Here is a 24,005-nt window from a genome sequence, read left to right as displayed (position 1 = left end):
GAATAAGTGTTAAATTTTGAAATCTAATTTTTTTGTAGCTTGTTGTGTAAGCCTTTAATAATCTCTGAAATTTTTTGCATTATTTCGATTTTATTTGGCTTTTGTGATTTTCTGGTATCTTCACGAAACTTCTCATAGTATTTTAGTTTTAGCTTTAAAATGGCCTCTTTAAGGCTATCTTCGCTCGAAGCTACGTTTGAGCTTTCATCAACATAAATTTCTCTAACAAGCACCGCGTTATCTTCAATATTTGGCAATAAAACAGCCTGAAAATAATCTTTATGATGCAAGAAAAATTTCTCCTCAAGCTCGTTTAAAACGATAGCTTCGTAATTTTTATTTGCAAGCATACTCTTTAAAACACTAAATTCCAAAATATCAGTTTTATCTTTTTTTTGAGCCGTTTGTTTATTTGTCGTTGCAGCATTTGCAAAATTTTGATCTTGTCTGTTTATATATCTTTGTCCGTGAAGGCTAAAAGTATTTAGCTCTATTTTGAGCAAATTTGCGACTAACGACTCATAACTTTTTGCGATTATTGGCTTTAGAGAATTCGTAAATTCCACTATCTCTTCTAAACATTTTTGCTTTTGCACTGGGCGCGTAATATCATATTTTTTTACAACTTGCTCAATATAAAACTCGCCAAGCTCAGTCCCTGAGCCAAACATCTCTTTTAGCTCGTTGCTTCTACCTGCAAAGACCATATCCGCAGGGTCTGCACCATCTTTTATGATTACAACGCTTCCATCTATTTCGTTTTGCACTAAAAGACGAGATGATTTTATAGCGGCATTTATACCAGCCGAGTCACCATCAAAACAAAGTATTACGCTTATCTCACCTCTTTTTAAAAGTGGCAAGTGATTAGTCGTAAGCGCAGTCCCAAGCACGGCAACGGCGTTTGTAAAGCCAGCAAAGTGCAGCATGATAACATCTAAATATCCCTCTGTGATGATAATCTGCTTTTTTTCAAAAATGCTTTGTCTAGCTAAATGATAGCCGTAAAGTAGCTTTGATTTGTCAAAAACTATGCTTTGTGGAGAATTTACATATTTTGCAGGATGATCTGAGATTGTTCTACCGCCAAAGCCAACTAGTTTTGCCGTGTGCGCATATATGGGAAATGTGATACGCTCGATAAAACTAGCATAAATTCCCTTCTCGTTTTGCTTTACGATTCCAACTTCAAGCGCCTCTTTTGGCTCGATATTTTCATTTTGCAAAAGTCTAATGGTACTAGCGCTCTCCCCTGCCCAGCCAAGCTCAAATTTCTCGATCATCGCGTCATTTATACCACGAGAATAGATATATCTCACAGCGGCTTCGTGCTTGAAAAATTCGCTCCTATAAAAGGCATTTACCTTTTCTAAAATGTGCTTATTTCCTTTTTGTATTGGGGCTTTGTCGCTTGTGTATTCGAGGCTAAAATTTACAAGGCTAGCTATTCTTTCGATAGCTTCTGGATAGGTTAATTTCTCATAATCCATTACAAATTTGATCGCATCTCCGCCGGCCTTGCAAGCAAAACAGTGAAAAATTTGCTTACTTTGGCTTATGCTCATACTAGGATTTCTATCATCGTGAAATGGGCAGACGCATTTATAGTTTGCACCCATTTTTTTAACTGGCAAATAGTGCTCTATAATGTCAACGATATCGATTTGATTTTTGAGTTTTTCTATGGATTTTGGATCTATCATAAGCAAAATTATACAACCGCTTTGTTATAATTAAAGTAAAATTTTATTATAAAGTATGAGCGTGGATATTTTTTTCATTGGGCACAGAGATCCGATATTTAGCCTTATTATTTTATTTAGCATTATTTTGATGATAGCCGCATTAAGCTATGCTTGGGGTATCTTTTCAAGCAAAGATGAGAAAAAACGCATTGAAAAATTTATAAGAAAATTTGATAGCAAAGATGGCATAAGTAGCGAGCATAAACAGATGCTACAAAGCCCAGAGATAGACGCTCAAAGCCTTTGCATGCTAGGGCAAACTTTTGCTAAAAATGGTGATTTTGAAAAATCAATTAGTGTTTATCTCATCGCACTTGGCAAAGTTAGAGATAAAAATGAAAAAGAATTTATCCTAAACGAGCTTGGAGAGGTCTATTTTAAGGCTGGATTTTTGAAAAAAGCTAGCGAAGTCTTTGAAAAAGTGCTTGAGTTAAGTCCAAGAAATGTGCTTGCACTTCGCTTTTTAACGATGATAGATGAAAAACTTAAAAACTACAAAGAAGCTCTTTATGCGCTAAATTCTCTTGAAGAGCTTGGTGTAAATGTAAAAGATCAAAAGGCCTATATAAAGGCGATCAGCGCGCTTGATGATAGAAATTTAAGCTTTAGTGAAAAGGTAGAAATTCTCTCCCACCTTAGCCAAAATTTTGAGCTTTTAAAACGCATGATCTTAGCCCTTTTCATAAGACACAATGAAAATTTAGAAAATTTAAAAGATTTTGCTCGTTTTGAAGATGTGATCGATCTGCTTTACAACCTAAAAACGCCTATAAATTTAAACGATCCAAAGTACAAATCACTCTTTTATGCAAAGGGCGATATAGATGAGCCATGTGAAATTTATGGCTTTGAGCTAAACGTCATCAAAAAACTAAAAGACGCTAAATTTGACGCGGCTGGGCTAAGCTTTAACTACGTTTGCAAAAACTGCAAAAACTCATTTCCTATGCATTTTTACCGCTGTCCGGTCTGTCACGAGCTAGGAAGTGTCAAAATTTTATCCCACATCACAGAAAAACCAAGTGAAGATAGTAACACTTTTTAGCGACGGCTCGTGCCTTGGAAACCCTGGAGCTGGTGGCTGGGCGTATATATTGAGATTTAACAAAGCGCAGAAAAAAGCAAGCGGCGGAGAGGCATATACGACAAATAACCAAATGGAGTTAAAAGCTGCGATAATGGGACTAAAAGCTCTAAAAGAGCCTTGTGAAGTGAGACTATTTACCGATAGCTCATACGTGATAAATAGCATAAATGAGTGGCTTTCTAACTGGCAAAAGAGAAATTTTAAAAATGTAAAAAATGTAGAGCTTTGGCAGGAGTATTTGAAAATTTCAAAGCCCCATAAGGTCATAGCAAGCTGGGTCAAAGGGCACGCTGGACACCCCGAAAATGAAGAGTGCGACCAGATGGCAAGGGACGAGGCACAAAAGATAAAAGATGAGAGCGAAAGATGAAAATTTTAGAAGAATTTGAAAAGAGTCTTGGCTATAAATTTAAAAAAACTGAACTTTTAGAAGAGGCGCTAACACACAAGAGCACCAAGCAGGCGTTAAATAACGAAAGGCTCGAGTTTTTGGGCGATGCGGTGATGGATCTGCTTGTAGCTGAGTATCTTTTTAAGAAATTTAGCAAGATCGCAGAGGGCGACATGAGCAAGCTAAGAGCCGCACTTGTAAATGAAAAAAGCTTTGCAAATATGGCAAGGCATCTAAAAATGGGTAAATTTTTAAGGCTAAGCACGGCTGAAGAGAATAATGGCGGACGCGAGAAAGATAGCATTTTAAGTGATGCATTTGAAGCAGTGATGGGCGCTATCTACCTTGAGGCCGGACTTGATAAGGTGCGAGAAATTTCGATCGCTTTGCTTGAACTTTGCTATCCACAGATCGACTTTGCGCACCTTGAAAAGGACTACAAAACGGCCCTTCAAGAGGTCACTCAAGCAACCCTTGGTGTCATACCAACATACGAGCTCATAGGCTCATTTGGCCCTGATCACAAGAAAGAATTTGAGATAGCCCTGCTACTAAATGGCAAGGAAATTTCACGAGCTGTTGGAAGCTCCAAAAAGCAAGCCCAGCAGCTTGCTGCAAAGATAGCGCTAGAAAAAATCAAAAAATAGGATAAATTTTGAATACATTTGGCAAAAAACTAACCTTAACTAGCTTTGGCGAGAGCCATGGGGTGGCGATAGGCGGCGTGATAGATGGCCTGCCAGCTGGGCTAAAGATCGATGCAGACTTCATCCAAAGTGAGCTTGACAGACGTCGCCCTGGACAAAGTAGCTTCACAACGGCAAGAGATGAGGCCGATAAGATAGAAATTTTTAGCGGCGTCTTTGATGGCATGAGCACTGGAGCGCCGATAGGTTTTGCCATTTTTAACAACAACCAAAAGTCAAATGACTATGAAAATTTACGTGAGATTTTCCGCCCTGGGCATGCTGATCTTACATATTTTAAAAAATATGGTTTTAGAGATCACAGAGGTGGCGGACGCTCAAGCGCAAGAGAAACGGCCGTTAGAGTAGCTGGTGGGGCTTTTGCGCAGCTACTTTTAAATGAGTTTAATATAGAAATTTTAAGTGGAGTACTTGGCATCGGCAAAGTTTTTAGCGACAAAATAGACTTTAACTTTGCTAAAAATTCTCAAATTTACGCTCTTGGCAATGAAGAAGCGATGAAAGAAGTGATAAATAAAGCTAGAAGCGAGCACGATAGCGTAGGAGCTGTGGTTTTAAGCGTGGCTAAAGGCGTGCCAGCTGGTCTTGGTGAGCCACTTTATGATAAGCTTGATAGTGCTCTAGCAGCGGCTTTAATGGGCATAAATGGTGTAAAAGCCGTTGAGATAGGTGCTGGCGTAAATGTAAGCTCTATGATGGGCTCAGCAAACAACGACGAGATGGACGAGCTTGGCTTTTTGAGCAACAACGCTGGTGGCATACTTGGCGGTATAAGTAGCGGCGCAGAGATCGTGTTAAAGAGCCATTTTAAGCCTACGCCTTCGATATTTAAAGAACAAAAGACACTAAATTTAGCTGGCGAAGTGGTAGATTTTGAGCTAAGAGGTAGGCATGATCCATGCATAGGCATACGTGGAAGCGTTGTTGCAACTGCGATGATAAGGCTAGTTATCGCCGATATGTTACTACTAAATGCTAGTACAAAGCTTGAAAATTTAAAGAAAATTTACGGCTAAATCTATAAAAATAAGTAAATTTAGTGGCCTAAAAGCCACTAAATTTTTAGAATCTATAAGCAAACTGAAGTTTTGCGCTGCTTTGATCTTTTTTACCAAAAGATTGTGCTATGCCAAAATTTATGAGTGTTGAATAAGTTGGCGTATATCTTAGACCGACCTTAACCTCCGAGCTTGTTCCTTTTTGAGTTAGGCTGATCTCCTCGTCTTCTTGGATCACTGCTATTTTTGATTTTGTATTAAATTTATACTCAGTGCTAATTTTTCCATAAGGATTAAATTTACCAGCATCATAGGCTATTTTTGAGTAAATTTTAGCTCTACTTGATGTAACGCTGCTAAATTTTAATGTGCTTTGTCCGATATCTGCCTCATCGCTACCGACATAAGAGAGTGCGTAGTTTAGCCCACCATCAAGTATAAAGCTATCAAATTTTATCTTTTTGCCGACACCAAAGCTAGCATTGTAGTATGGCATCGAGATTTTATAATCTACATCTTTTGCATCAACCTTAGTTTGACTCCTACCAGCTTTTTGCCATGAGATCGATATAAAAATCACGTGAAAAATTTAGCCTTAAAAAATACCAAGTCCATAGTTTCTAACTCTACCATCTATTTTGACATCTTCATCGCTGTTATCAAATGTTGGTATAGCAAAAGCTCCGAGCATAGACTCGCCATTTTTATTTTTACTTTGCTAGAATTTACATCACTTCTATCTGTTAAACCAATATAAACACCTGATTGTCTACTTTTTTCAATAGAAGGTCCAGTTAGTTATATTAACTTCTTTATGCATTGCATTTACCCTAACTCCGCTAGTAAAATTTATCCATTTTACTTATTTTGTTTCTAAAAAATTTTTATTAGAAATTTTAGCCTTAAGATCAATTTTTCAAAAACGAACTTTTACTAATTTTCATCTATAATCACTACATGAAAAACGAAGCACAAAAATTTTATGCCGTCATTGATCTAAAGTCATTTTACGCCTCAGTTGAGTGTGTGGAGCGAGGGCTTGATCCGTTTAAAGCCGATCTAGTCGTGGCTGACGATAGTCGTGGCAACGGAAGTGTTTGCCTAGCCGTTAGCCCAGCTCTTAGAGCAAAAGGTGTGAAAAATAGATGCAGGCTTTTTGAGATACCAAAGGCTATAAAATTTATCATCGCACCGCCTAGAATGCAGTTTTACATCGACTATGCTGCTAAAATTTATGAGATATATCTAAAATACGTCTCAAAAGATGATATCTATGTCTATTCTATCGATGAGGCCTTTATCGATCTTACTTCTTATGTTAAATTTTATAATACCGATGCAAAATCCATAGCCAAAAAGATAATGGATGAAATTTTAAAAACTACTGGCGTGACGGCCACCTGTGGCATGGGTACAAATTTATACCTCGCAAAAATCGCCCTTGATATCCTGGCTAAGCACAGTGATGATGGGATTGCATTTTTAGACGAGCAGCTTTACAAAGAACGTCTTTGGACGCATCAACCGCTAGATGACTTTTGGCGTATCGGTAAGCAAACTAGGCTAAAGCTGGAAAAACATGGAATTTTTTGTATGAAAGATATATCAAATGCTCCGCGAAGCTTACTTGAGAAATTTTTTGGAGTTGATGCCTATATAACGATAGATCACGCAAATGGCATAGAGCCAACGACAATAGCTGACATAAAAGCATATAAACCAAGCACAAAATCCTACTTTAGCTCTGAAATTTTACCAAGAGACTACGAACGTTGCGAGGCGGTAGTCGTACTAAAAGAGATGGCTGATAGGCTAGCGCTTAGGATGATCAACAAAGAAGTAATGGCGAGCGGAATAACGATAAATATAAAATTTGCCGATAAGCTTGAGCCACACCAGCGTGCAAGCATTCGGTTTAAGACACCAACAAATGTCTCAAGCGTGCTGATGAGCTCAGCCGAAGAGCTGCTTTTAAACAAGATAAAAAATGTTGGGCTGATTAGGCAAATTAGCATCAGTGCAAACGACGTAGTAAAAGAGAGTCTAGCTCACTCTAGTCTTTTTGAGGATGATACTAAAGAAAAGGCAGTTTTAAAATCCCTAAATCTCATAAAAGAAAAATTTGGTAAGAACTCGGTGTTAAGAGCGATCGATCTACTACCAGAAGCTACTGGGCAAGATAGAAATAAAAAGATCGGAGGGCACAAAAGTGGTGAGTAAAGATAGAGCAAAAATTTTTAGCTCGTTTAATCCCCTATCAACCTTAGAGCGAGCCTTGCGACAAAAAGAGCGAGAAAAATGCGAAAAACTAGAGCTTGATGAGAGCAAAGTCGATGAAATTTTAAAAAAGATAAGCGAGCTAAGACCGGCTGATGAAGTATATGTGAGCTATCATGACGGCTACACCTATACAAGTGCTAGTGGACTAATCTCTGACGTAAATTTCAAAAATAAAACTCTTATGGTTGTAAAAACTAGGATCAAATTTGAAGATATAAATGACATAAAAATAATTTAGCCCCCAAACGAGGGCTAAATTTATATAAATTCTACAAAGATTGTAAAATTTTTGGTTTAGAAAACGCAGTTATTGGTTTGATCTCGCCTTTATATTTTTCAAGATCCGCTAGTATCGTATGTCCGCAGTTACTTTGAGCGATACTAGATGTGCCTTTGTCGCGTGTTAGGATATTTATGCAGCCATGTTTGCAAAGGCTTCTTTCGCCAAGCACTTCAGGGTCGTACCATGCACCTTCACAAATAGCGATGACACGCTCTGGGATGATGTCAGTGACAAGCGCTCCTACTAAAATTTCACCTCTATCGTTAAAGACTCTCACTACATCACCAGTTGCGATGCCTTTTTTCTTAGCGTCGTTTGTATTTATTAGCATCGGCTCTCTTGCGCTCACTTCAGCGTAGTTTCTGATTATTGAGTTATTTAGCTGAGAGTGGAGGCGATATCTTGAGTGTGGGGTTGTGATGCTAAATGGATATTTCTTAGCTTTTTCACTACCAAGCCACTCAAACGGCTCGATCCAAGCAAAGTGTGGAGCAAAGTCTTTGTAGCCAAATTTAGCAATAGTTGGAGAGTAAATTTCTATCTTGCCAGATGGTGTGCCAAGACGATTTTTGTGTGGATTTTCTCTAAATGCACTAAGTCTTGTGTAGTATTTTGTCTCTTCATTGTCTTTGTCAAATTTTACATAGCCCTCTTTCCAAAACTCATCAAAGCTTGGCATTTTAAGATCTAGTGCTTTGGCTTGTTCCACCGCATCTGCGTAAAATTCTTTTGCCCAGCCAAGCTCATCTTTACCCTCAGTAAAGACCTCTTCTCTGCCCCAGCGTTTGCAAATTTGTGAGCATATCCAATAGTCGCTTCTGCTTTCTCCCATTGGCTCAACTACTGGTTTGTATGCCACGATGTATTCGCTTGATGGGACACTTTGGTTGATGTCATTTCTCTCTACTTCAAGCGCCACTGGTAAGACTATGTCGCTTAGTTTAGCTGTGCTTGTCCAGTATGGCTCAGCTGTGATAACAGTATCAAATTTACGCCACGCTTTTACGGCGTTATTTACGTCCTGATGCCTTGTAAACATCGATCCAGACGCCATGTAAGCCACTCTCATGTGCGGTAGCTTAATCTTTGAGCCATCATAATCTATCTCTTTGCCAGGATTTTGCAAAGCTTCGATTGATCTTGAAGATGGGATGGTTACGTTTTTAAATTTCTTCCACGGAGCACCATCTACATTTTCATATTTCTCGCTTATCCTAGTACTGATACCTTTTAGAGCAGGTGCTATCTTGTCGGTGCTGCCGTTTCCGTAGTAGAGGTTAAACTCAAATCCAAGACCCTCTTTACCGATGTGGCCAAGCATCGCACTAAGTGTTACGATACCCCAAAAGCCCATCTCGCCGTGATCTTGTCTTTGAAGAGATCTGCCAGCGATAATAGTGCTTGGCTCTTTTGCAAGTACGGTAGCAAATTTAGCGATATCTTCAGCTTTTACACCACAAATTTTACTAGCCCAGTTTACGTCTTTTACTACTTTGTCGGTGGTGCCAAGCAGATAGTCTTTAAATTTATTAAAACCAACTGTGTATTTTTTGATAAATTCCTCGTCATAGAGTTTGTTTTCATAAAGATAGTGACACATACCAAGCATCATTGCTACGTCAGTGTTTGGACGAACGATGATAGTTTCGGAGTCAAGGTATCTTGTGGTGTCATTTTTAAAGACGCAAACGCTATAGGTTTTAATGCCAGCATCTTTTATCTTTTTAATGCCAAGATAACCATCATGTGTTGGTGGCTGCCATGAAATTTGACCAGTTACAAGCGGGTCAGTACCCCAAAATACAATGTTCTTAGCATTTTTAACCATAGCTTCCCATTTTGTAGGAGCGTCATAAACCGCACTATTTCCAAGGACGTGAGGCATGATGACAAGACCAGCTCCAGTTGAGTAGTCGCCGCTCTCTTCGACGTATCCGCCAAGCACTTTTAGCATCCTGTGACCAACGGTCCTACCCCAGCTGATCTTACCGCTGCCACCCCACCAGTAGCATTCGCCGTAGATGCTCTCAGGGCCATATTTGTCAAAATTTTCTTTTAAGGCTTTTGCAGCTAAATCAAGTGCTGTATCCCAGCTAACACGCACAAATTCTTCCTTGCCACGAAGCTCACTTTTTGTTGCGCCTTTTGCCTTTAAGTAGCTCTTTCTTACGTATGGATAGAGCACGCGGCTTTCGTTTTGGATGAGGTCTGGCAAGCTATTATTCATGGTATTTGGGAATTTATCGCCCTCAAATGGATCAACAGAGACGATTTGATTTGAGTTGGTATTTGCCCAAAATAGCCCAAATCTATTTGCGCCAAAGGTTTTGTTTTGGTCAAAAATGGTCTTAGTCACGCCCTCTATCTTGTTTGCCTGCGCTGCTGTGGCAGCAAGTGCAGAAAATTTTATAAAATCTCGTCTTTTCATATTTTCTCCCTTATGAAAAATTTATTTTACTTTTTTGGCATTGTGTTGTAAGTATTTGAGCACTAAATTTAGGTCAGTTTCGTCTAGTGCTACAAATTTTGCATCGACCATTCCAGCTAAATTTGCTGGCCACTGAGCCGCTGTAAAGCTATTTGGCTCATGAAGTCTATGACATGCGGAACACGTCTCTTCGTAAATTTGTTGTGCTTTTACGTAAAGCTTTTTTGTATCGCCACCAAGTGCGTCATTTGGCACTTCGTAAACACCCTCTGCTTGGTACCATATTTCGCCATACTCATCTTCAATATCTTTTACTTTTTTAAAATTTATCCCACTTTCATCATTAAAAGCAATAAAAACTTCCGGATCTTCTATGCTTCTTTGAAGCTGAGCCAAGTAGTTTGCCGAAACTACGCCATTAACCTTGATCTTACTCGTTTTATCACCTTTTTCGACGACTTCAACTGGTGTTAAAACCTCGATCTTTCCTATCATCTTGCCATCTAGCGTTATATTGGCATCTTTTGCGATGACATCGGCACTAAAAGCAAGACTACATGCTAAGACAGGGGCTAAAAATAGCATTTTCATGTTGCAATCCTTAAAAATAAAATTTAAAAAAATCTTATAACCTAATGGCTTAAAATTACATTGTTGTATTTAGCTTTATTTAAGAAAGTTAATATTCATTTTTATTAAAAATAAGATTTGGCAGAAAATTTATCAATGAGTTTTATTGGATGGCTTAATTGCTGAAGGTATAAGTAAAATTTTTCTAGCTTACAAGCTCTGTAAAAATTTTAATTATGGATCTAGTGAAGTAAAAATTTAACTTTACTTCACTAGCTACTATAAAAAGTATGGCAAAGTTTTTATAAACTTAAAAACTTAAACTAGCAAACTTCTTGCAGAATTCAAAAATATGCTAAAAGTTACTACTCTACATTGCTGGCTATGCTAAGACTTTCTAGAGTTTTATCGTTTTAAAATTTTTGTCAAAACGCCTTATTGTCAATTTAACAGCTTTGCTTATCGCCTAGCTCGCACGCCTTTTTTCGCATTTGCTTTGCCTTTTTCGCGTCTTTTTTTACTTGCTCGTATCTGTTTTCGTTGAAATTTCCCTCATACAGCCACGCCGCTCTCGCGCAGCCGCCTACGTAGCCTAGCTTACACGAGCGCTCGTAATACTCCATCATCTCGCCAATATCGCCTCCCGTTCGCTCTATCATCCAACCCACGTTGTAGCATCCGGGAGCGTATTTTTTGTTGCATAGGGTATTGTTTATCGCAAACGACTGCACCTCGTCGCTCAGCTCTTCTTGCATAAAATTTGCTAGCGCCAAGCAACCCGGCAAATACTCGTAAAGGACGCAGCTAGCCTTGTAATACGCGCTAATCTTAGTCTCGCGCTCGCTCTTGTCTGCGGCTTTTACTAGATTATTTTTATAAAGTTCGCCTAGATAAAAGCAGCCCTCGCCGTCTCCTTTGGCGCAAGCTAGGCTAAATAGCCCCTCCGCCGCGCCGTAGTCTTGCTTTAAGTTAGCCGCTACTATGCCCGCTTGCACGCACTCTTTGGTAGCGTTTAGATCGGGGTTTTTGCATTTTTTGAGCTTTTCTAGCGTATCTGCGGCTAGCAATGGCGAAAGGCCAGGCTCGCTAGCGAATAAATTTAACGCCGCAAATAGCGCAAATAATAAATTTTTCATTTTTATCCTTAAAAATTTGCCTAACCCCGCGCTTTGGCGATGCAAGCGGCGACGGCCTGCATCAAAGCGCCGCGAAATCCGCCTTTTTCAAGCGCGGCAAGTCCCTCAATCGTGGTTCCCGCCGGCGAGCAGACCTCGTCTTTTAGCGCGGCCGGGTGCTTGCCGCTTTGGATCAGGCGCGCCGTCCCTTCCACGGCCGCACAGACGGCGTCGTAGCAAAGCCGCCTAGGCAGTCCGCCCCGCACGCCCGCATCGGCCGCAGCCTCGATAAAGGCGCAAACATACGCGGGCAGGCTTCCCGCGATGCCCGTAAATGCGGCAAACCCAGCCTCGTCTATCTCGTAAATTTTACCGATTTTAGCGATTATCTCGCGCACGGTCTCTTTCTTAGCCTCGCTAAATCCAGCGTCAAAGCAAAGAGCCATGGCCGATGCGCCAATGCAAGCGGCGATATTTGGCATCGCACGAGCGATATAAACGCCCTCGCCTACGATTTGCCTAGCGCGTTTTATGTCAAAACCCGGCGCCAAAAGAAGCAAAATTTTGCCCGCAAGATCGGGCGCGATCAGGCGCAAGATAGCCTCGTAGCTAGCGGGCTTAGTAGCCAGCACGACCGCGTCCGCTTCGCGCGCTAGATCCGTTTCGCTCGCGGCTATTTTTACGCCGAATCTCTGCCGCAAAGCCTCGTTTTTGCTTCTAGCATAGGCTAGGATTTCAAATTTCGTCTTTTTTTCGCATTCGCGCTGGCTTACGTTTTTGCCAGTTTGCACTAAATTTTCCGCCCTTTGCGTCTCGCTGCCGCCGCTGGATTTTCGCTCGCCCTCGGCCGAGCTTCGCCCCGCGTCCGCTTCGTCAGATTGCGCGCGCCAAAGCGCCTCTATCATCGCGCCGCCCATATTTCCGCCGCCAATGAAGCCTATTTTTACGTTTTTCATTTCGCCGTCTTTTTTAGAGTGCCGATTTTAACCGCTTTGCCCGCGACCGCGTCACGTACCGCCGCGCTATCCGCCCAGATAGCCCCCGTAACCTGCCCAGGCATCAAGGTATAAACGCCGCCCGTTTGCGCCTCATCGCTAGCCTTAAAGTCGTTGCCCACGACCAGCTCATAGACGTCCTTCGTGTCGTTTTCAAATTTGATCGCCGCTTTTAGCGTCGGCGCTTCGCCCTGTTTTGCCGCGCCCGCGTACTGCTCGAGCATATTTTTGCTAAGCTTGCCGTAGACGTCGCCGTCTGGGCTTAGATATATCCGCACGGCGCGCTTATCCGAGTTTTTGCCGCCTTTTTCGCCCTTACCGGCGCTCACGCTCATCTCGTAGGCGGTTTCTCCCGTCGGGAAGTCCTTAAATTTAGCGTCGGGGACAAAAACCCGCACGTTGTCCGTTACCGTCTTCGTTTCGTGCGTCTGCGGCGTTATACCCGTTAGCACGATCGTGGATTTCACGTCCGCGCCTTTATCCGAAGCAAGCGCCGAGATCGGTACGCGCGTAAGCAGCATCGTCTCGTAGCAACCGCTAAAAACAAACGCCGCGGCAAAAGCAAAGATAAATTTTAGTTTTTTCATCGGTTTCCTTTAAATTTTCACCGATTCTAGCATAAACTAAACATTTTTGTATTGATTACATTAAAAGCAAAAATAGAAAAGTGAGTATGGTATTTTAAAGCATAAATAGTTTTAAGATTGATAAATTTTAAATGAGAGAGAATGGCTCTATTTCGTCTTGAACAAAGCCAACTTAAATAAATAATGCAAAAAAAGTATGAGAAATTTATATAAATTTATTTGCTGTTTTTAGAGTTTAATTATTAGCCCCTTTACAAAGGGGCTAGATGACAAATTTTGATTAGAGTTTTGCTTTTCTTTTGCGCTCTGTTGGGTCTAAATAGCGCTTGCGAACGCGGATATTTATAGGTGTAACCTCGACTAACTCGTCATCTTCTATCCACTCTAGCGCGCGCTCAAGGCTTAGCTTTCTAGGTGGCACAAGCTTGATCGCATCGTCGCTACCGCTAGCACGCACGTTTGTTAGGTTTTTACCCTTGATAGGATTTACGTCAAGGTCGTTTGGACGGCTGTGCTCGCCGATGATCATGCCCACATAGACTTTTGCTTGCGGATCAAGGAAAAGCACACCACGATCTTGTAAGTTAAATAGCGAATAAGCAAGCGTTACGCCGTTTTCCATCGAAACTAAAGCACCATTTGTTCTATGCTCGACGGTACCGCTAAGTGGTCTAAACTCCAAAAAGCTGTGGTTCATAACGCCCTCGCCCTTTGTGTCAGTTAAAAACTGACTTCTAAAGCCGATAAGTCCGCGCGCTGGAATCTCAAACTCGATCCTTGTTTGGCCATCGCCTGTTGGGTTCATAGAGACCATTTCAGCCTTTCTTTTGCCTAGTTTTTCTATGACTGTGCCTGTCGTATCATCAGGTGCATCGATTACCAAAAGCTCATATGGCTCGCATTTTACGCCGTTTATCTCTTTTACGATGACCTCAGGTCTGCCAAGTAAAAACTCATAACCCTCGCGGCGCATATTTTCAGCCAAAATAGTAATCTGAAGCTCACCACGGCCACTTACTTTAAATTTGCCCTCGCCGATGTTTTCATACTTCATCGCGATATTTGTCTTCATCTCGTTTGCAAGGCGCTCATCGATCTTATTTGATGTGACGTGTTTGCCCTCAGTACCTGCTAATGGCCCATCATTTACAGAAAATACAACGCTAAGTGTTGGCTCTTCGATATGGAGAGGATCGAGCGGATGAGGATTATTTGGATCAACGACACTATCGCCAACATCAAGCGCATCAAAGCCAGCGATCGCTACGATGTCGCCAGTGCCAGCCTCGTTAATATCGGTTCTTTCAAGACCCATAAAGCCAATTAACTTTGAAATTCTACCAGTTGTCTTTGTGCCATCAGCCTTTGCAAGCATGACATTTTGATTTTTTGATATCTTACCGTTAAAAATTCTTGCAATACCGATCTTGCCGACGTAGTTATCATAATCAAGCGTGAAAACTTGAAGCTGAAGTGGGTTCTCGTCGCTGCCGCTTGGAGCTGGTACGTGAGCTAGGATAGTCTCAAAAAGTGGCTGCATATCTTTGTTTTCATCGCTTAGTTTTAGCTTTGCGTAGCCATTTTTAGCAGCGGCATAAACGACTGGAAATTCTAGCTGCTCATCATTTGCGTCAAGTGCGACAAAAAGGTCAAAAATTTCATTTATAACGCGGTCTGGATCGCCTGCAGGTTTGTCTATCTTATTTACGACGACGATTGGACGAAGCCCTAGTGAAAGTGCTTTTTTGACGACGAATTTAGTTTGCGGCATAACACCCTCTTGCGCATCGACAAGTAGCAAAACGCCATCAACCATCTTAAGAACACGCTCTACCTCACCACCAAAGTCGGCGTGGCCTGGGGTATCAATGATGTTAATCTTTGTATCTTTGTAACGAATGGCGGTGTTTTTAGAAAGAATCGTGATGCCACGCTCTCTTTCGATGTCGTTACTATCCATTACACGCTCGCCAAGGTTTTGATGCTCGTTAAATGTTCCTGACTGTTTCAAAAGCTCATCAACCATTGTTGTTTTACCGTGGTCGACGTGTGCGATAACGGCTATATTTCGTATCTTTTCCAAATTTTTCTCCGTTTATTAGTTTGCTATTTTTCGTTTGTCAGTTTTAAAATAGGGGCAGATTATAGCCAAATTTTTATAAATTTTAAGCTGATATCAAGAAATTAATTTTTGGAATAGATTTTGCATGCTTGGCATTAAGTTTAAAAATTTGAAAGGTTTAAATGCAAGCTTATACAGCGAAAAACAACGTAGATTTGCTGGCTCCTGCTGGAGGTAAAAAGCCCTCTATTTCTAAAAAATCTCAAAATAATGGCGAATTTTTATCGATGGTTTTAGATGCAGCTGCGAGCAAGGCAAATAGCGGCCAAAAAATCACTGAAAAAGATGTCAAAGAGATAGTAAAAACGGTTACCACTCAAAAAGAGACACTGCAAAAAGCTCAAAGTGAAAGCGTGGCAAAAATTTCAACCGCACTTGAAGAAAATTTGGATGAAAATATAAAAAATGAGCTCTATGAAAATGCAAATTTCATGCAGCTTTTGCAAGTTTTAGAAATTCTAAATGGCAATGAAAAAGTAAGTAAATTTCCAAATTTCAGCGACAAAATAGCAAATTTCTTAAGTGTGCCTGAAAACGTCGAAGAGCTTAGCAACGTTAAAAGCGTTAGCGATCTTATCGACCTTGCTAAGAAATTTGACCTTGGCCTTGAAAATATAGAAATTTCAAACGAAGAAGTGGCAAAACTAAATGAGATGTTTAAAAATTTAGGCAAAAAAGAATTTTTCATACCTATAAAAACTGAAGAGAAGCCTTTTTATCTAAAAGAGCTAAAAAATGAGGTCGAGCAAACCATCATCAAAAATGAACCAAAAGAGGTCGTAAAGCTTGATACTTTGTTAAAAGAGGTAGTGGCAAATCCAACTAATGAAACTAAAAATTTAGTAAAAGAAGAGCCTAAAAAGCTAGATAGTGAAGTAAAGCTTGATGATGAGATAGTGGATGTTGAGCCTGACGAGCAGCTAAAAGAGCCTAAAGTAAAGGTAAATTTACACGAGCAAAAGGCACAAAAAGCTCCAACTCTTGAGTCGCTACTCTTCCCTGAAAGAGAACAACAAAAAAATGAGAATTTAGAGAGCAAAGAGACATTTAATAGCGATAATAAATCAGAACTAAATCAAATGGTAAAAGATATCGCTAGTAGCGCCAAACACCAGCTTCAAACAAAGGCTGAGATAAAAGAGACGCTTAGTAACTTCTCTTCTACGCTAAAAGAGCAGGTGCAAAATTACAAAGCTCCGATCACTCGTTTTAACATCACGCTTAATCCACTAAATTTAGGCGAGGTTGAGATCACGATGGTAAATCGCGGCAATAATTTGCATGTAAATTTTAACTCAACCACGGCTACGATGAATCTCTTTTTACAAAATCAAGCCGAGTTTAAAAATAGCCTTGTAAATATGGGATTTACCGAGCTTGAGATGAATTTCTCAGATCAAAATCAAAGACAAGATAAAAAAGAACAAGCAAAGAATAAATACAGCTCAAATCAAAGCGATGAGAGCGAAAACGCTCAAGCGGAACAAAGCTTGCTTGAGCTAGTAATACCAAGATATATTTAGGAGAGATCATGGCTTCAGTTTCAGATATAACTACACAAACAACACAACAAAAAAACGCCGAGAAAAAGGCAAAAGCAAAGCAAGATGCAGCAGCCGGTACAGGAACTAACCCAAATGCGCAGCTAGATAAAGATGCATTTATGAAGCTACTTTTAACAGAGCTTCAGTATCAAGACCCAACAAGTCCTATGGATACTGAAAAGATGCTTACGCAAACTAGTCAGCTAGCTTCACTAGAGATGCAACAAAATACAAACTCAGCTATGAAAGAGCTTGTAAATCAGTTAAAATCAAATGCAAATGCCTACGCCATATCAGCTCTTGGCAAAATGGTCTCAACTGGTTCAAACTCAGTTTTACTAACAGATGAGCAAAAAACTGTAAATTTTGCACTTTATTTTAAATCAGATCTTGCAAATGGTAAGCTTGAAATTAAAAATGCAAATGGAGAGGTCGTTCGTTCAATCGATATAAAAGATCTAAAATCAGGAGTTCGCAGAATATCTTGGGATGGCAAAGATGATTCTGGAAAACAATTACCAAATGGTGCATATACAGTTTCTGTTAATTACACTGGAAAAGATGGTAATTCATACAAGACTCAAGTAGGTAGCTATCCGGTTGAAGCAGTAAAATTTGTAGATGGTAAAGCCATGATAAAAATCGCAGGCGAATATGTCCCAATGGATAAAATATCTGAATTTTACGAAGGATAAAAGCCATGATGAGAGGTTTTTACAACGGAATTAGTGGCATTAAAACACAAAGCTTTGGTATGGATGTTTGGGCAAATAATATTTCAAATATCAACAACGTAGGTTTTAAAGCTTCAATCCCTGAGTTTAAAAATTTAATCAATCAACATATGGCTTCTGCTGGAAGTGGTCCAACTAACAATCAAGTAGGTCTTGGAGCTACGAAACAAACGACAGCTTTAAAGATGACAAATGGTAGTTTTCAAAATACCGATAATAACTTCGACCTAGCCATAGGTGGTAAAGGCTTTTTTGGTGTTGTTGACAAAAATGGTAGAAACTACTATACAAGAACAGGTAGCTTTGATATAGACGCAGCTGGAAATTTAGTAGATAATAAAGGCAACTTGCTTCTTGGTACATTAACAAGTTTTACTCCAGTCACTCCAAGTGCTAATGCTCTTAGAAAATATGGTCAAACAAAAGGTACCACGCAGGCATTTACTGCAAAAGAAGAAGATCTAAAACTAGCCGATACTGGCTCACAAAAAGGTATAAATTTACCTCATTTTTTATATATGCCAGCCAAGCAAACAAAAAATATAAATTTAAAAGGTAACCTAGACTCAAGCCTTATAACAGATAAGCGAACAACAGCCATTGATGCGGCAAATTTTAACTATACACTCGATAATACAAACAAAACTATCTCACTAAATGGACAAATTCCGCTAAGTCAGACAAGATTTGGTGCAAAAGCAGGCGATAGCGTAGTGGTAAAAGTAAAAGACGGCGATGGTAAATTTAGTGAGTTTTCAACCACGCTAGAGAGCGATGGCAGCTGGCATATAAACAATAAAAGCCTAAAATTTATGAATTTTGCTAGCTTAGATGTAAAAGCTGAAGTTACTTCACTAGTTGAAGTAGCTAATAAAGAAAAACTAAGTTCAGAGATATATAACAGCGATGGCACAAAGAGCTTAGTAACTATAAATTTTACAAAGCAAATCCCTCAAGGTGGTGATCAAACCATTTGGAATGCAACAGCTACAATAACCGATGCTAATGGTGTTGTACAAAATACAGCTATGGGAACACTTACTTTTGATGGTAGCGGTAGGCTTGTTACAAATACATTAACAAGCGTTGGAAACGTGGCTTTAAATTTTCTTGGCGATGGAGATGCAAATGTCTATAATGGCATAACAAGCTCGGCTAATTCAAAAAAAGACTTTGTCATAAAAGCAGATGGCTACGCCGAAGGAAATCTCACAAAATATAGCGTCGATGATCGTGGAAATATAATGGCAAATTTTGATAATTCTCGCTCATTTATAGTTGCAAAAATAGCTCTATATCACTTCCAAAATGAGCAAGGCGTATCAAAAGTGGGTGATAATCTCTATGAAGCAACTCCAAATTCAGGTGAAGCATTTTTTTATAAAAATAAAGCTGGTGAGACCATTTATGGCTCACAAATTCTTGCAAATAAACTTGAAATGAGTAATGTCGATCTTGGTCAAGCGCTAAGTGAGGTTATAGTCACACAAAAGGCTTATGAGGCTAGTGCAAAAAGTATCACAACAAGTGATGAGATGATTCAGACTGCTATTCAGATGAAGAAATAATTTTATGCTAGTTGATGATTAAAAATTTAAAATGAATGATAATCTTAAGAATAGAGTTTGACTTCGTTTATCAAAAACTCATAAACTCTTTGCTGAACTAAAATCTCTTCCTCACAGCCACTCATCAAGCGACGAAGATGAGAAAAATCTATCTTTTTGGCGTATCTTTTGTGATCTTTTAGGTCTTTATCAATGCTTAAAAGTAGTGCATCAAGTGTGATTCTATCGTTTCTTTTAACTCTGGCTACATACTCTTTAACAGTTTGGATCAAAAAGTCTTTTCTGGTTTGGTCATTTTCATAAATTTCATTTGTAATGTCATTTAAAACAAAAAAATCATCTTCGTCTGGGTCAAATTTAGCAGAGATCATAGCAGCAAAAATTTTGGCACGAAACTCTAAAGATTTGTGATGATAGATAAAAAAATCTCTAAAAGCTGATAAAAAACGAAGTTTAAACTTTCCAGACATTACTCTACTTTTTATGAAATTTGGGCTGATTATATACTTTTAAAGCTAAATTTTTAAAAATGTAACTATAAAACTAAATTTAAGTATAGTTTCTGTATGATTGCGAAGCTCCTTCTTAGACCTGTGCAATGCTTTTTATGAGCACCGCTTCAGGGTGGGAACACAGCAGAGCACTTGTATTAAGTGTGTGCCGCAGTTATCTGAGAGGGGGTCTTTCTAAACCAAAATGCTCATTAAAATCATCGCAAATTTCTAAAAAATCCACTCCATCGATCTTAGGTTTTTCGCTAAAAAATTTATACATATTATTAAAGCCGTCAGTTAGCTCTTTTGACTTGACGCCGTAGCTTATAGAAATTCCAGCTTCGATGTAGGCTGAGAGTTTGTCACAGTATTTTAGCGCTTTGCCATCGATTGGGTTAAATTTATCCTCATTTACGTTTTCCATCGTCCCTTCGTGGCAGATGATCTTGCGCTCATAAGTCCTATTTTCAAACTCATCTTTTATAAATTTCTCGCCATCTTTTCTAATGCCAAGGATGTAGCTAAACTCATCTTTGATCTTTTCCGGTACAAATGGCAAAATCCTCTCATCAATAAGCCTCATCTCATACTCGCTGATGATCTCATTTAGCCCCTTTACACCGTACTTTACAGGGCTTATGATGTCCCTTGTGAGACTCTCTGGTAGGTCGTGAAATAGCGCACAAAAGAAGTTATTTTCTAGGCGCTTTTTGCAAGCTTTTGCTTTGAGTGAGTAAAAATAACTAAGTATCGCAACTACTAGCATATGCCCTAAGACTGCAGTTTCAGGGATACGAGGCGTTTGTGCCCATCGTTTTTGAAACCTTAGCCTGCCACTTAAATCAACAAGGCGGGCTAATTTTTGATTCATAGCGATCTTTCTAACGCCAATTAGCTCGTAATAATCCTCCATCTCCTCTTCGACTTTAGCTTTAAGCTCTTCTATATCGCTTAAAAACTGGCTTGTTTGATATACGATAGAAAATTCCCACCTAGTGGCAAGATAGCTGGCTGCTTTTAGAATGAGACGCTCTTTTTCATGCTTTTTATCACTTTTAAAATAACTTTTAAATCTCTCTAAAAACTCCCCATCTTCAATATCTGAAATAAGGCTATCAAGATTACTTAAAACCCAGCTATTTATCTGCTCTTTTTTTGTCTTTTGTATGTGATGAAAGACATCTGGTCGTATGTCCGTGACTACGACCCTGCTTAAAAACTCAAAAATTCCAGCCTCAATGATATAGTTCATATCGGCGTCTTGTTCTTGTTTTGCTATGAAATAAGCGATGATAAATTTATGAGCCTGCTTGTCAAGCTCGACTAAATTTGCCATCTTTGGATAGTCGTTCCAACGTGATATAGATGCTGCTTTAAAGATATGTTCTATAAGCTTAGCACTTATCATTATTTATCCTTTTTGACTACTTTTGGCTTCTTATCATCGGCATAGCTTATCTTTCTAAATCCCTCTTTATTTGAGCTTCTTCTTGGTTTGTCATCTTTTTTAAATTTATCATCTCTGCTGCCCCTGCTGCTGCCACGATCACTTGTACTTCGTCTCTCACGTGGCTTATCACTAAAACTTCTCTCCCTACTTCTTGGAGTAAATTCTTTCTCCTCAGCTGGCTTTTTTACGACTAGATCAGAGCTGATCTCAATAACTGTATGAACATTTCCACGTGGGTTAAAGTCACCAACTATCTTCATAAATTTAGGCTCAAGTTTTTTTTCTAAAACAGAGTAAATTTCATTTATACTATCTTCGTGGCTGATGTTGCGGTTCATAAAGCTATTTATATAAAGCTTTATCGCTTTTAGCTCAACAACTAGCTTATTTGGTATGTACTCAAGATAGATCGTCGCAAAGTCAGGATAACCAGAGCGAGGGCAAAGGCAGCAAAATTCAGGCAGAGTGATCTTTATGACATAGTCCCTTGTTTGCTTATTTTCCCAGACCTCAAGGTCACTCTCTACGTCAAATTCTTTTAAAATTTTCTCGCCATATTTCATCTCTTCGCTCATTTTTTATCCTTTTTCTTTTAAATATCCAAGTGTTTAACGTCTTTTGCGTGGTCTTGGATGTAGTTTCTTCTTGGCTCGACCTCATCGCCCATAAAGAGATTAAACGTGTCAGAAGCGCTTATAGCGTCGTTTATATCAATCTTTAAAAGTCTTCTGTTCTCAGGGTTCATCGTAGTCTCCCAAAGCTGCTCAGGGTTCATCTCACCAAGACCTTTGTAGCGCTGGATATATGCACCTTTTTTAGCATTTTTTTCTACCTCATCAAGCACGTCGATAACGTCACTATGTAAGTCTAGGCCGCGCTCTTTTATCTTTTGGCTGATATAAAGCGCCTCTTCGTAGAGTGGATTTGTAAATAAATTTTCATTTACCACAAGCTCTTCTAGGCCGCTTTCAGTTTGGACATAAATTCTAACCTCATCATCGCTAACGTAGTGGTTTAGGATGTTGTGACCCTCAGCTTTTAAGAAGTCTCTTAAAATTTCAAAAATTTCATTGTAGCTTTTTGAGACGATGTCTGGATTTTCTATCATATAGCGGATCGCCGAAAGGACGTTAAAGCGTTTTTCAAGCTCTTTTAAGACGCTTCTATAAGCTGCAACAATCTTTAAAAAATCAATCAAATCAGCACTACCAATACCCTCTATATCAACGCCCTCGATGCCAGTTTCGATAAGAAATTCGTTTAGCGCTTTTTCATCTTTTAGATAAATTTCTTTCTTACCTTTTTTATAGCGGTAAAGTGGCGGCTGAGCTAGGTAGATGTGGCCGTTTTCTACAACTTTATTTAAAAATCTAAAGAAGAATGTTAAAAGCAGCGTCTGGATGTGACTACCATCGACATCGGCGTCGGTCATGATGATGATCTTATGATATCTAAGCTTTTCAGCGTCAAATTCATCTCCGATGCCGCAACCTAGCGCTGTTATCATATTTTTTATCTCATCAGATTTTAAAATTTTATCTAGTCTTGCCTTTTCAACGTTTAGAATTTTACCCTTAAGTGGCAATATCGCTTGAAAAACTCTATCACGTCCCTGCTTTGCAGAACCGCCCGCAGAGTCGCCCTCCACTAGATATAGCTCGCTAATTACTGGGTCTTTACTCTGGCAATCAGCTAGTTTGCCAGGGAGTGTGCCTACGCTCATGCTCTCTTTTTTACGAGTTAGATCCCTTGCTTTTTTAGCGGCTTCTCTACCACGAGCTGCCATTAGAGCTTTATCCATTATCGCTCTTGCTTCGATAGGATTTTCTTCAAAATACTTTGTAAGCACATCAAAAACCATCTTTTGAACGATAGGTTTTACGTAGCTTGAGCCTAGTTTGCCCTTTGTTTGTCCCTCAAACTGCGGCTCTGGCACCTTTACGCTCACAACTGCGATAAGTCCCTCGCGTATATCTTCGCCAGTTATCTTTGTATCTTTTTCACGTGCAGCAGCATTTGCTTGAACGTAGTTTGTGATAACTCTTGTAAGGCCCGCTCTAAAGCCAGCCTCGTGTGTACCGCCATCTGGAGTTTTGATGTTATTTACAAAGCTTAGTAAATTTTCACTATAAGTGTCGTTGTAAAGCAGGGCAAAATCAACCATAACGTCATCTTCGCCGCCGCTAAATGAGACTGCTTTGCTGACAGCATTTGCCTTGTTCATATCAGTTACAAAGCTCTCAAGTCCGCCCTCAAAATGAAAGCTCTCGCTTCTGCCATTTCTTTGATCTTTAAAATTTATAGTTATCTTTGGGTTTAGATAAGCTAGCTCGCGAAATCTTTTTACTAAAATTTCATCATCAAATTCAGTCACTTCAAATATGCTATCATCTGGCCAAAACTCGACTTGCGTGCCTGTGCGGTTTGTAGTTTTTATCACTTCAAGATCGCTTTGTGGGATACCTTTTGCAAATTCTTGTCTATGAAGCTTGCCATCGCGTTTGATATTTACGACTAGTTTTTTAGAAAGGGCATTTACGACAGATACACCAACGCCGTGAAGACCGCCAGAGACCTTATAAGTGTCCTTGTCAAATTTACCACCAGCGTGAAGCACAGTTAGAACAACAGTCGCAGCTGAAATTTTCTCAGTTGGGTGCATATCCACTGGGATACCACGGCCATTATCGCTGATGATCGCTGAGCCCTCACGTGTAAGCTCAACATCTATCGTATCGCAGTATCCAGCCATCGCTTCGTCGATAGAGTTATCAACGACTTCATAGATCATATGGTGAAGACCACTTATGTTAGTATCACCTATATACATGCCTGGGCGTTTCCTGACCGCCTCAAGACCTTTTAGTACTTTAATATTTTCTGCGCCGTAATTATTTTCCATAATCT

Annotated in this window: 21 protein-coding genes and 1 other RNA gene; 10 read left to right on the top strand and 12 right to left on the bottom strand. The window is 39.6% G+C overall.

Annotation, left to right across the window (positions count from 1 at the left end):
- Positions 1–23: 23 nt before the first annotated feature.
- A complete protein-coding gene (gene dnaG / locus FZ940_RS05725; protein ID WP_148822104.1) occupies positions 24–1,703 on the bottom strand; it encodes a DNA primase in 1,680 nt (559 codons plus the stop codon).
- Between the two features lie 61 nt (positions 1,704–1,764).
- Between dnaG and FZ940_RS05720 the strand changes: the two genes are divergently transcribed.
- Genes FZ940_RS05720 through aroC form a run of 4 tightly spaced genes read left to right on the top strand, consistent with a single transcriptional unit; the run spans position 1,765 to position 4,946 of the window.
- Positions 1,765–2,790: a tetratricopeptide repeat protein gene (locus tag FZ940_RS05720; protein WP_148821888.1), complete on the top strand. Its 1,026-nt coding sequence runs from the start codon at positions 1,765–1,767 to the stop codon at positions 2,788–2,790.
- Positions 2,768–3,202, top strand: a complete 435-nt coding sequence (gene rnhA, locus FZ940_RS05715; RefSeq protein ID WP_148821887.1) for a ribonuclease HI — start codon at positions 2,768–2,770, stop codon at positions 3,200–3,202. The genes FZ940_RS05720 and rnhA overlap by 23 nt, the downstream gene beginning before the upstream one ends.
- The gene (rnc, locus tag FZ940_RS05710; RefSeq protein WP_148821886.1) at positions 3,199–3,870 is read left to right on the top strand and encodes a ribonuclease III; all 672 of its coding nucleotides are present in this window, start codon (positions 3,199–3,201) and stop codon (positions 3,868–3,870) included. Before rnhA ends, rnc begins: the two co-directional genes overlap by 4 nt.
- 8 nt (positions 3,871–3,878) lie before the next feature.
- Positions 3,879–4,946, top strand: coding sequence for a chorismate synthase (gene aroC, locus FZ940_RS05705; protein WP_148821885.1), 1,068 nt, complete (start codon positions 3,879–3,881; stop codon positions 4,944–4,946).
- Positions 4,947–4,992: 46 nt separating this feature from the next.
- On the opposite strand, the gene FZ940_RS05700 is transcribed toward aroC, so the two are convergent.
- Complete coding sequence (locus FZ940_RS05700; RefSeq protein WP_148821884.1) at positions 4,993–5,508, bottom strand: autotransporter outer membrane beta-barrel domain-containing protein; 516 nt, start codon at positions 5,506–5,508, stop codon at positions 4,993–4,995.
- 377 nt (positions 5,509–5,885) lie between these two features.
- On the opposite strand from FZ940_RS05700, the gene FZ940_RS05695 reads away from it, so the two are divergent.
- Entirely contained in the window at positions 5,886–7,148 is a 1,263-nt protein-coding gene (locus tag FZ940_RS05695) for a Y-family DNA polymerase (protein WP_148821883.1), read from the top strand.
- Positions 7,141–7,446, top strand: coding sequence for a YolD-like family protein (locus tag FZ940_RS05690; RefSeq protein WP_148822103.1), 306 nt, complete (start codon positions 7,141–7,143; stop codon positions 7,444–7,446). The genes FZ940_RS05695 and FZ940_RS05690 overlap by 8 nt, the downstream gene beginning before the upstream one ends.
- A 31-nt stretch (positions 7,447–7,477) precedes the next feature.
- Here FZ940_RS05690 and FZ940_RS05685 read toward each other — a convergent pair whose 3' ends face one another.
- The 6 genes from FZ940_RS05685 to typA all read right to left on the bottom strand — a co-directional run bounded on the left by FZ940_RS05685 (position 7,478) and on the right by typA (position 15,269).
- Positions 7,478–9,919: a molybdopterin-dependent oxidoreductase gene (locus FZ940_RS05685; protein WP_148821882.1), complete on the bottom strand. Its 2,442-nt coding sequence runs from the start codon at positions 9,917–9,919 to the stop codon at positions 7,478–7,480.
- Positions 9,920–9,940: 21 nt separating this feature from the next.
- Complete coding sequence (locus FZ940_RS05680) at positions 9,941–10,510, bottom strand: hypothetical protein (RefSeq protein WP_148821881.1); 570 nt, start codon at positions 10,508–10,510, stop codon at positions 9,941–9,943.
- 425 nt (positions 10,511–10,935) lie between these two features.
- Positions 10,936–11,625 carry a tetratricopeptide repeat protein gene (locus FZ940_RS05675; RefSeq protein ID WP_148799388.1) on the bottom strand — a complete coding sequence of 230 codons (690 nt, stop codon included), beginning with the start codon at positions 11,623–11,625 and terminating at the stop codon, positions 10,936–10,938.
- A 20-nt stretch (positions 11,626–11,645) separates the two neighbouring features.
- Positions 11,646–12,560, bottom strand: a complete 915-nt coding sequence (gene proC / locus FZ940_RS05670) for a pyrroline-5-carboxylate reductase (RefSeq protein WP_148799390.1) — start codon at positions 12,558–12,560, stop codon at positions 11,646–11,648.
- Positions 12,557–12,997 carry a hypothetical protein gene (locus tag FZ940_RS05665; protein ID WP_262367604.1) on the bottom strand — a complete coding sequence of 147 codons (441 nt, stop codon included), beginning with the start codon at positions 12,995–12,997 and terminating at the stop codon, positions 12,557–12,559. The genes proC and FZ940_RS05665 overlap by 4 nt, the downstream gene beginning before the upstream one ends.
- A gap of 469 nt (positions 12,998–13,466) precedes the next feature.
- A complete protein-coding gene (typA, locus tag FZ940_RS05660; protein WP_072595308.1) occupies positions 13,467–15,269 on the bottom strand; it encodes a translational GTPase TypA in 1,803 nt (600 codons plus the stop codon).
- A gap of 161 nt (positions 15,270–15,430) precedes the next feature.
- Between typA and FZ940_RS05655 the strand changes: the two genes are divergently transcribed.
- Genes FZ940_RS05655 through FZ940_RS05645 form a run of 3 tightly spaced genes read left to right on the top strand, consistent with a single transcriptional unit; the run spans position 15,431 to position 19,154 of the window.
- The gene (locus tag FZ940_RS05655; RefSeq protein ID WP_148821880.1) at positions 15,431–16,831 is read left to right on the top strand and encodes a flagellar hook-length control protein FliK; all 1,401 of its coding nucleotides are present in this window, start codon (positions 15,431–15,433) and stop codon (positions 16,829–16,831) included.
- An 8-nt stretch (positions 16,832–16,839) separates the two neighbouring features.
- Positions 16,840–17,547 carry a flagellar basal body rod modification protein gene (locus FZ940_RS05650; protein ID WP_021090228.1) on the top strand — a complete coding sequence of 236 codons (708 nt, stop codon included), beginning with the start codon at positions 16,840–16,842 and terminating at the stop codon, positions 17,545–17,547.
- A gap of 5 nt (positions 17,548–17,552) precedes the next feature.
- Complete coding sequence (locus FZ940_RS05645; RefSeq protein WP_187422142.1) at positions 17,553–19,154, top strand: flagellar hook protein FlgE; 1,602 nt, start codon at positions 17,553–17,555, stop codon at positions 19,152–19,154.
- 44 nt (positions 19,155–19,198) lie between these two features.
- Here FZ940_RS05645 and FZ940_RS05640 read toward each other — a convergent pair whose 3' ends face one another.
- Positions 19,199–19,624 (bottom strand): hypothetical protein, encoded by a 426-nt coding sequence (locus FZ940_RS05640; RefSeq protein WP_072595304.1) that lies wholly within the window; start codon positions 19,622–19,624, stop codon positions 19,199–19,201.
- Between the two features lie 112 nt (positions 19,625–19,736).
- Between FZ940_RS05640 and ffs the strand changes: the two genes are divergently transcribed.
- Positions 19,737–19,834, top strand: an RNA gene (gene ffs / locus FZ940_RS05635) — signal recognition particle sRNA small type.
- Here ffs and FZ940_RS05630 read toward each other — a convergent pair.
- Genes FZ940_RS05630 through gyrB form a run of 3 tightly spaced genes read right to left on the bottom strand, consistent with a single transcriptional unit; the run spans position 19,821 to position 24,000 of the window.
- The gene (locus FZ940_RS05630) at positions 19,821–21,056 is read right to left on the bottom strand and encodes an HD domain-containing protein (protein ID WP_087586503.1); all 1,236 of its coding nucleotides are present in this window, start codon (positions 21,054–21,056) and stop codon (positions 19,821–19,823) included. The two genes, ffs and FZ940_RS05630, sit on opposite strands and share 14 nt — an antisense overlap.
- Positions 21,056–21,673: a preQ(1) synthase gene (gene queF, locus FZ940_RS05625; protein WP_223155217.1), complete on the bottom strand. Its 618-nt coding sequence runs from the start codon at positions 21,671–21,673 to the stop codon at positions 21,056–21,058. The genes FZ940_RS05630 and queF overlap by 1 nt, the downstream gene beginning before the upstream one ends.
- 17 nt (positions 21,674–21,690) lie before the next feature.
- Positions 21,691–24,000: a DNA topoisomerase (ATP-hydrolyzing) subunit B gene (gene gyrB / locus FZ940_RS05620; RefSeq protein WP_084041988.1), complete on the bottom strand. Its 2,310-nt coding sequence runs from the start codon at positions 23,998–24,000 to the stop codon at positions 21,691–21,693.
- Positions 24,001–24,005 lie beyond the last annotated feature (5 nt).

The sequence above is a fragment of the Campylobacter concisus genome (genome assembly GCF_902460415.1).
Taxonomy (GTDB): domain Bacteria; phylum Campylobacterota; class Campylobacteria; order Campylobacterales; family Campylobacteraceae; genus Campylobacter_A; species Campylobacter_A concisus_Y.
This window is presented reverse-complemented; position numbering and strand designations above follow the sequence as displayed.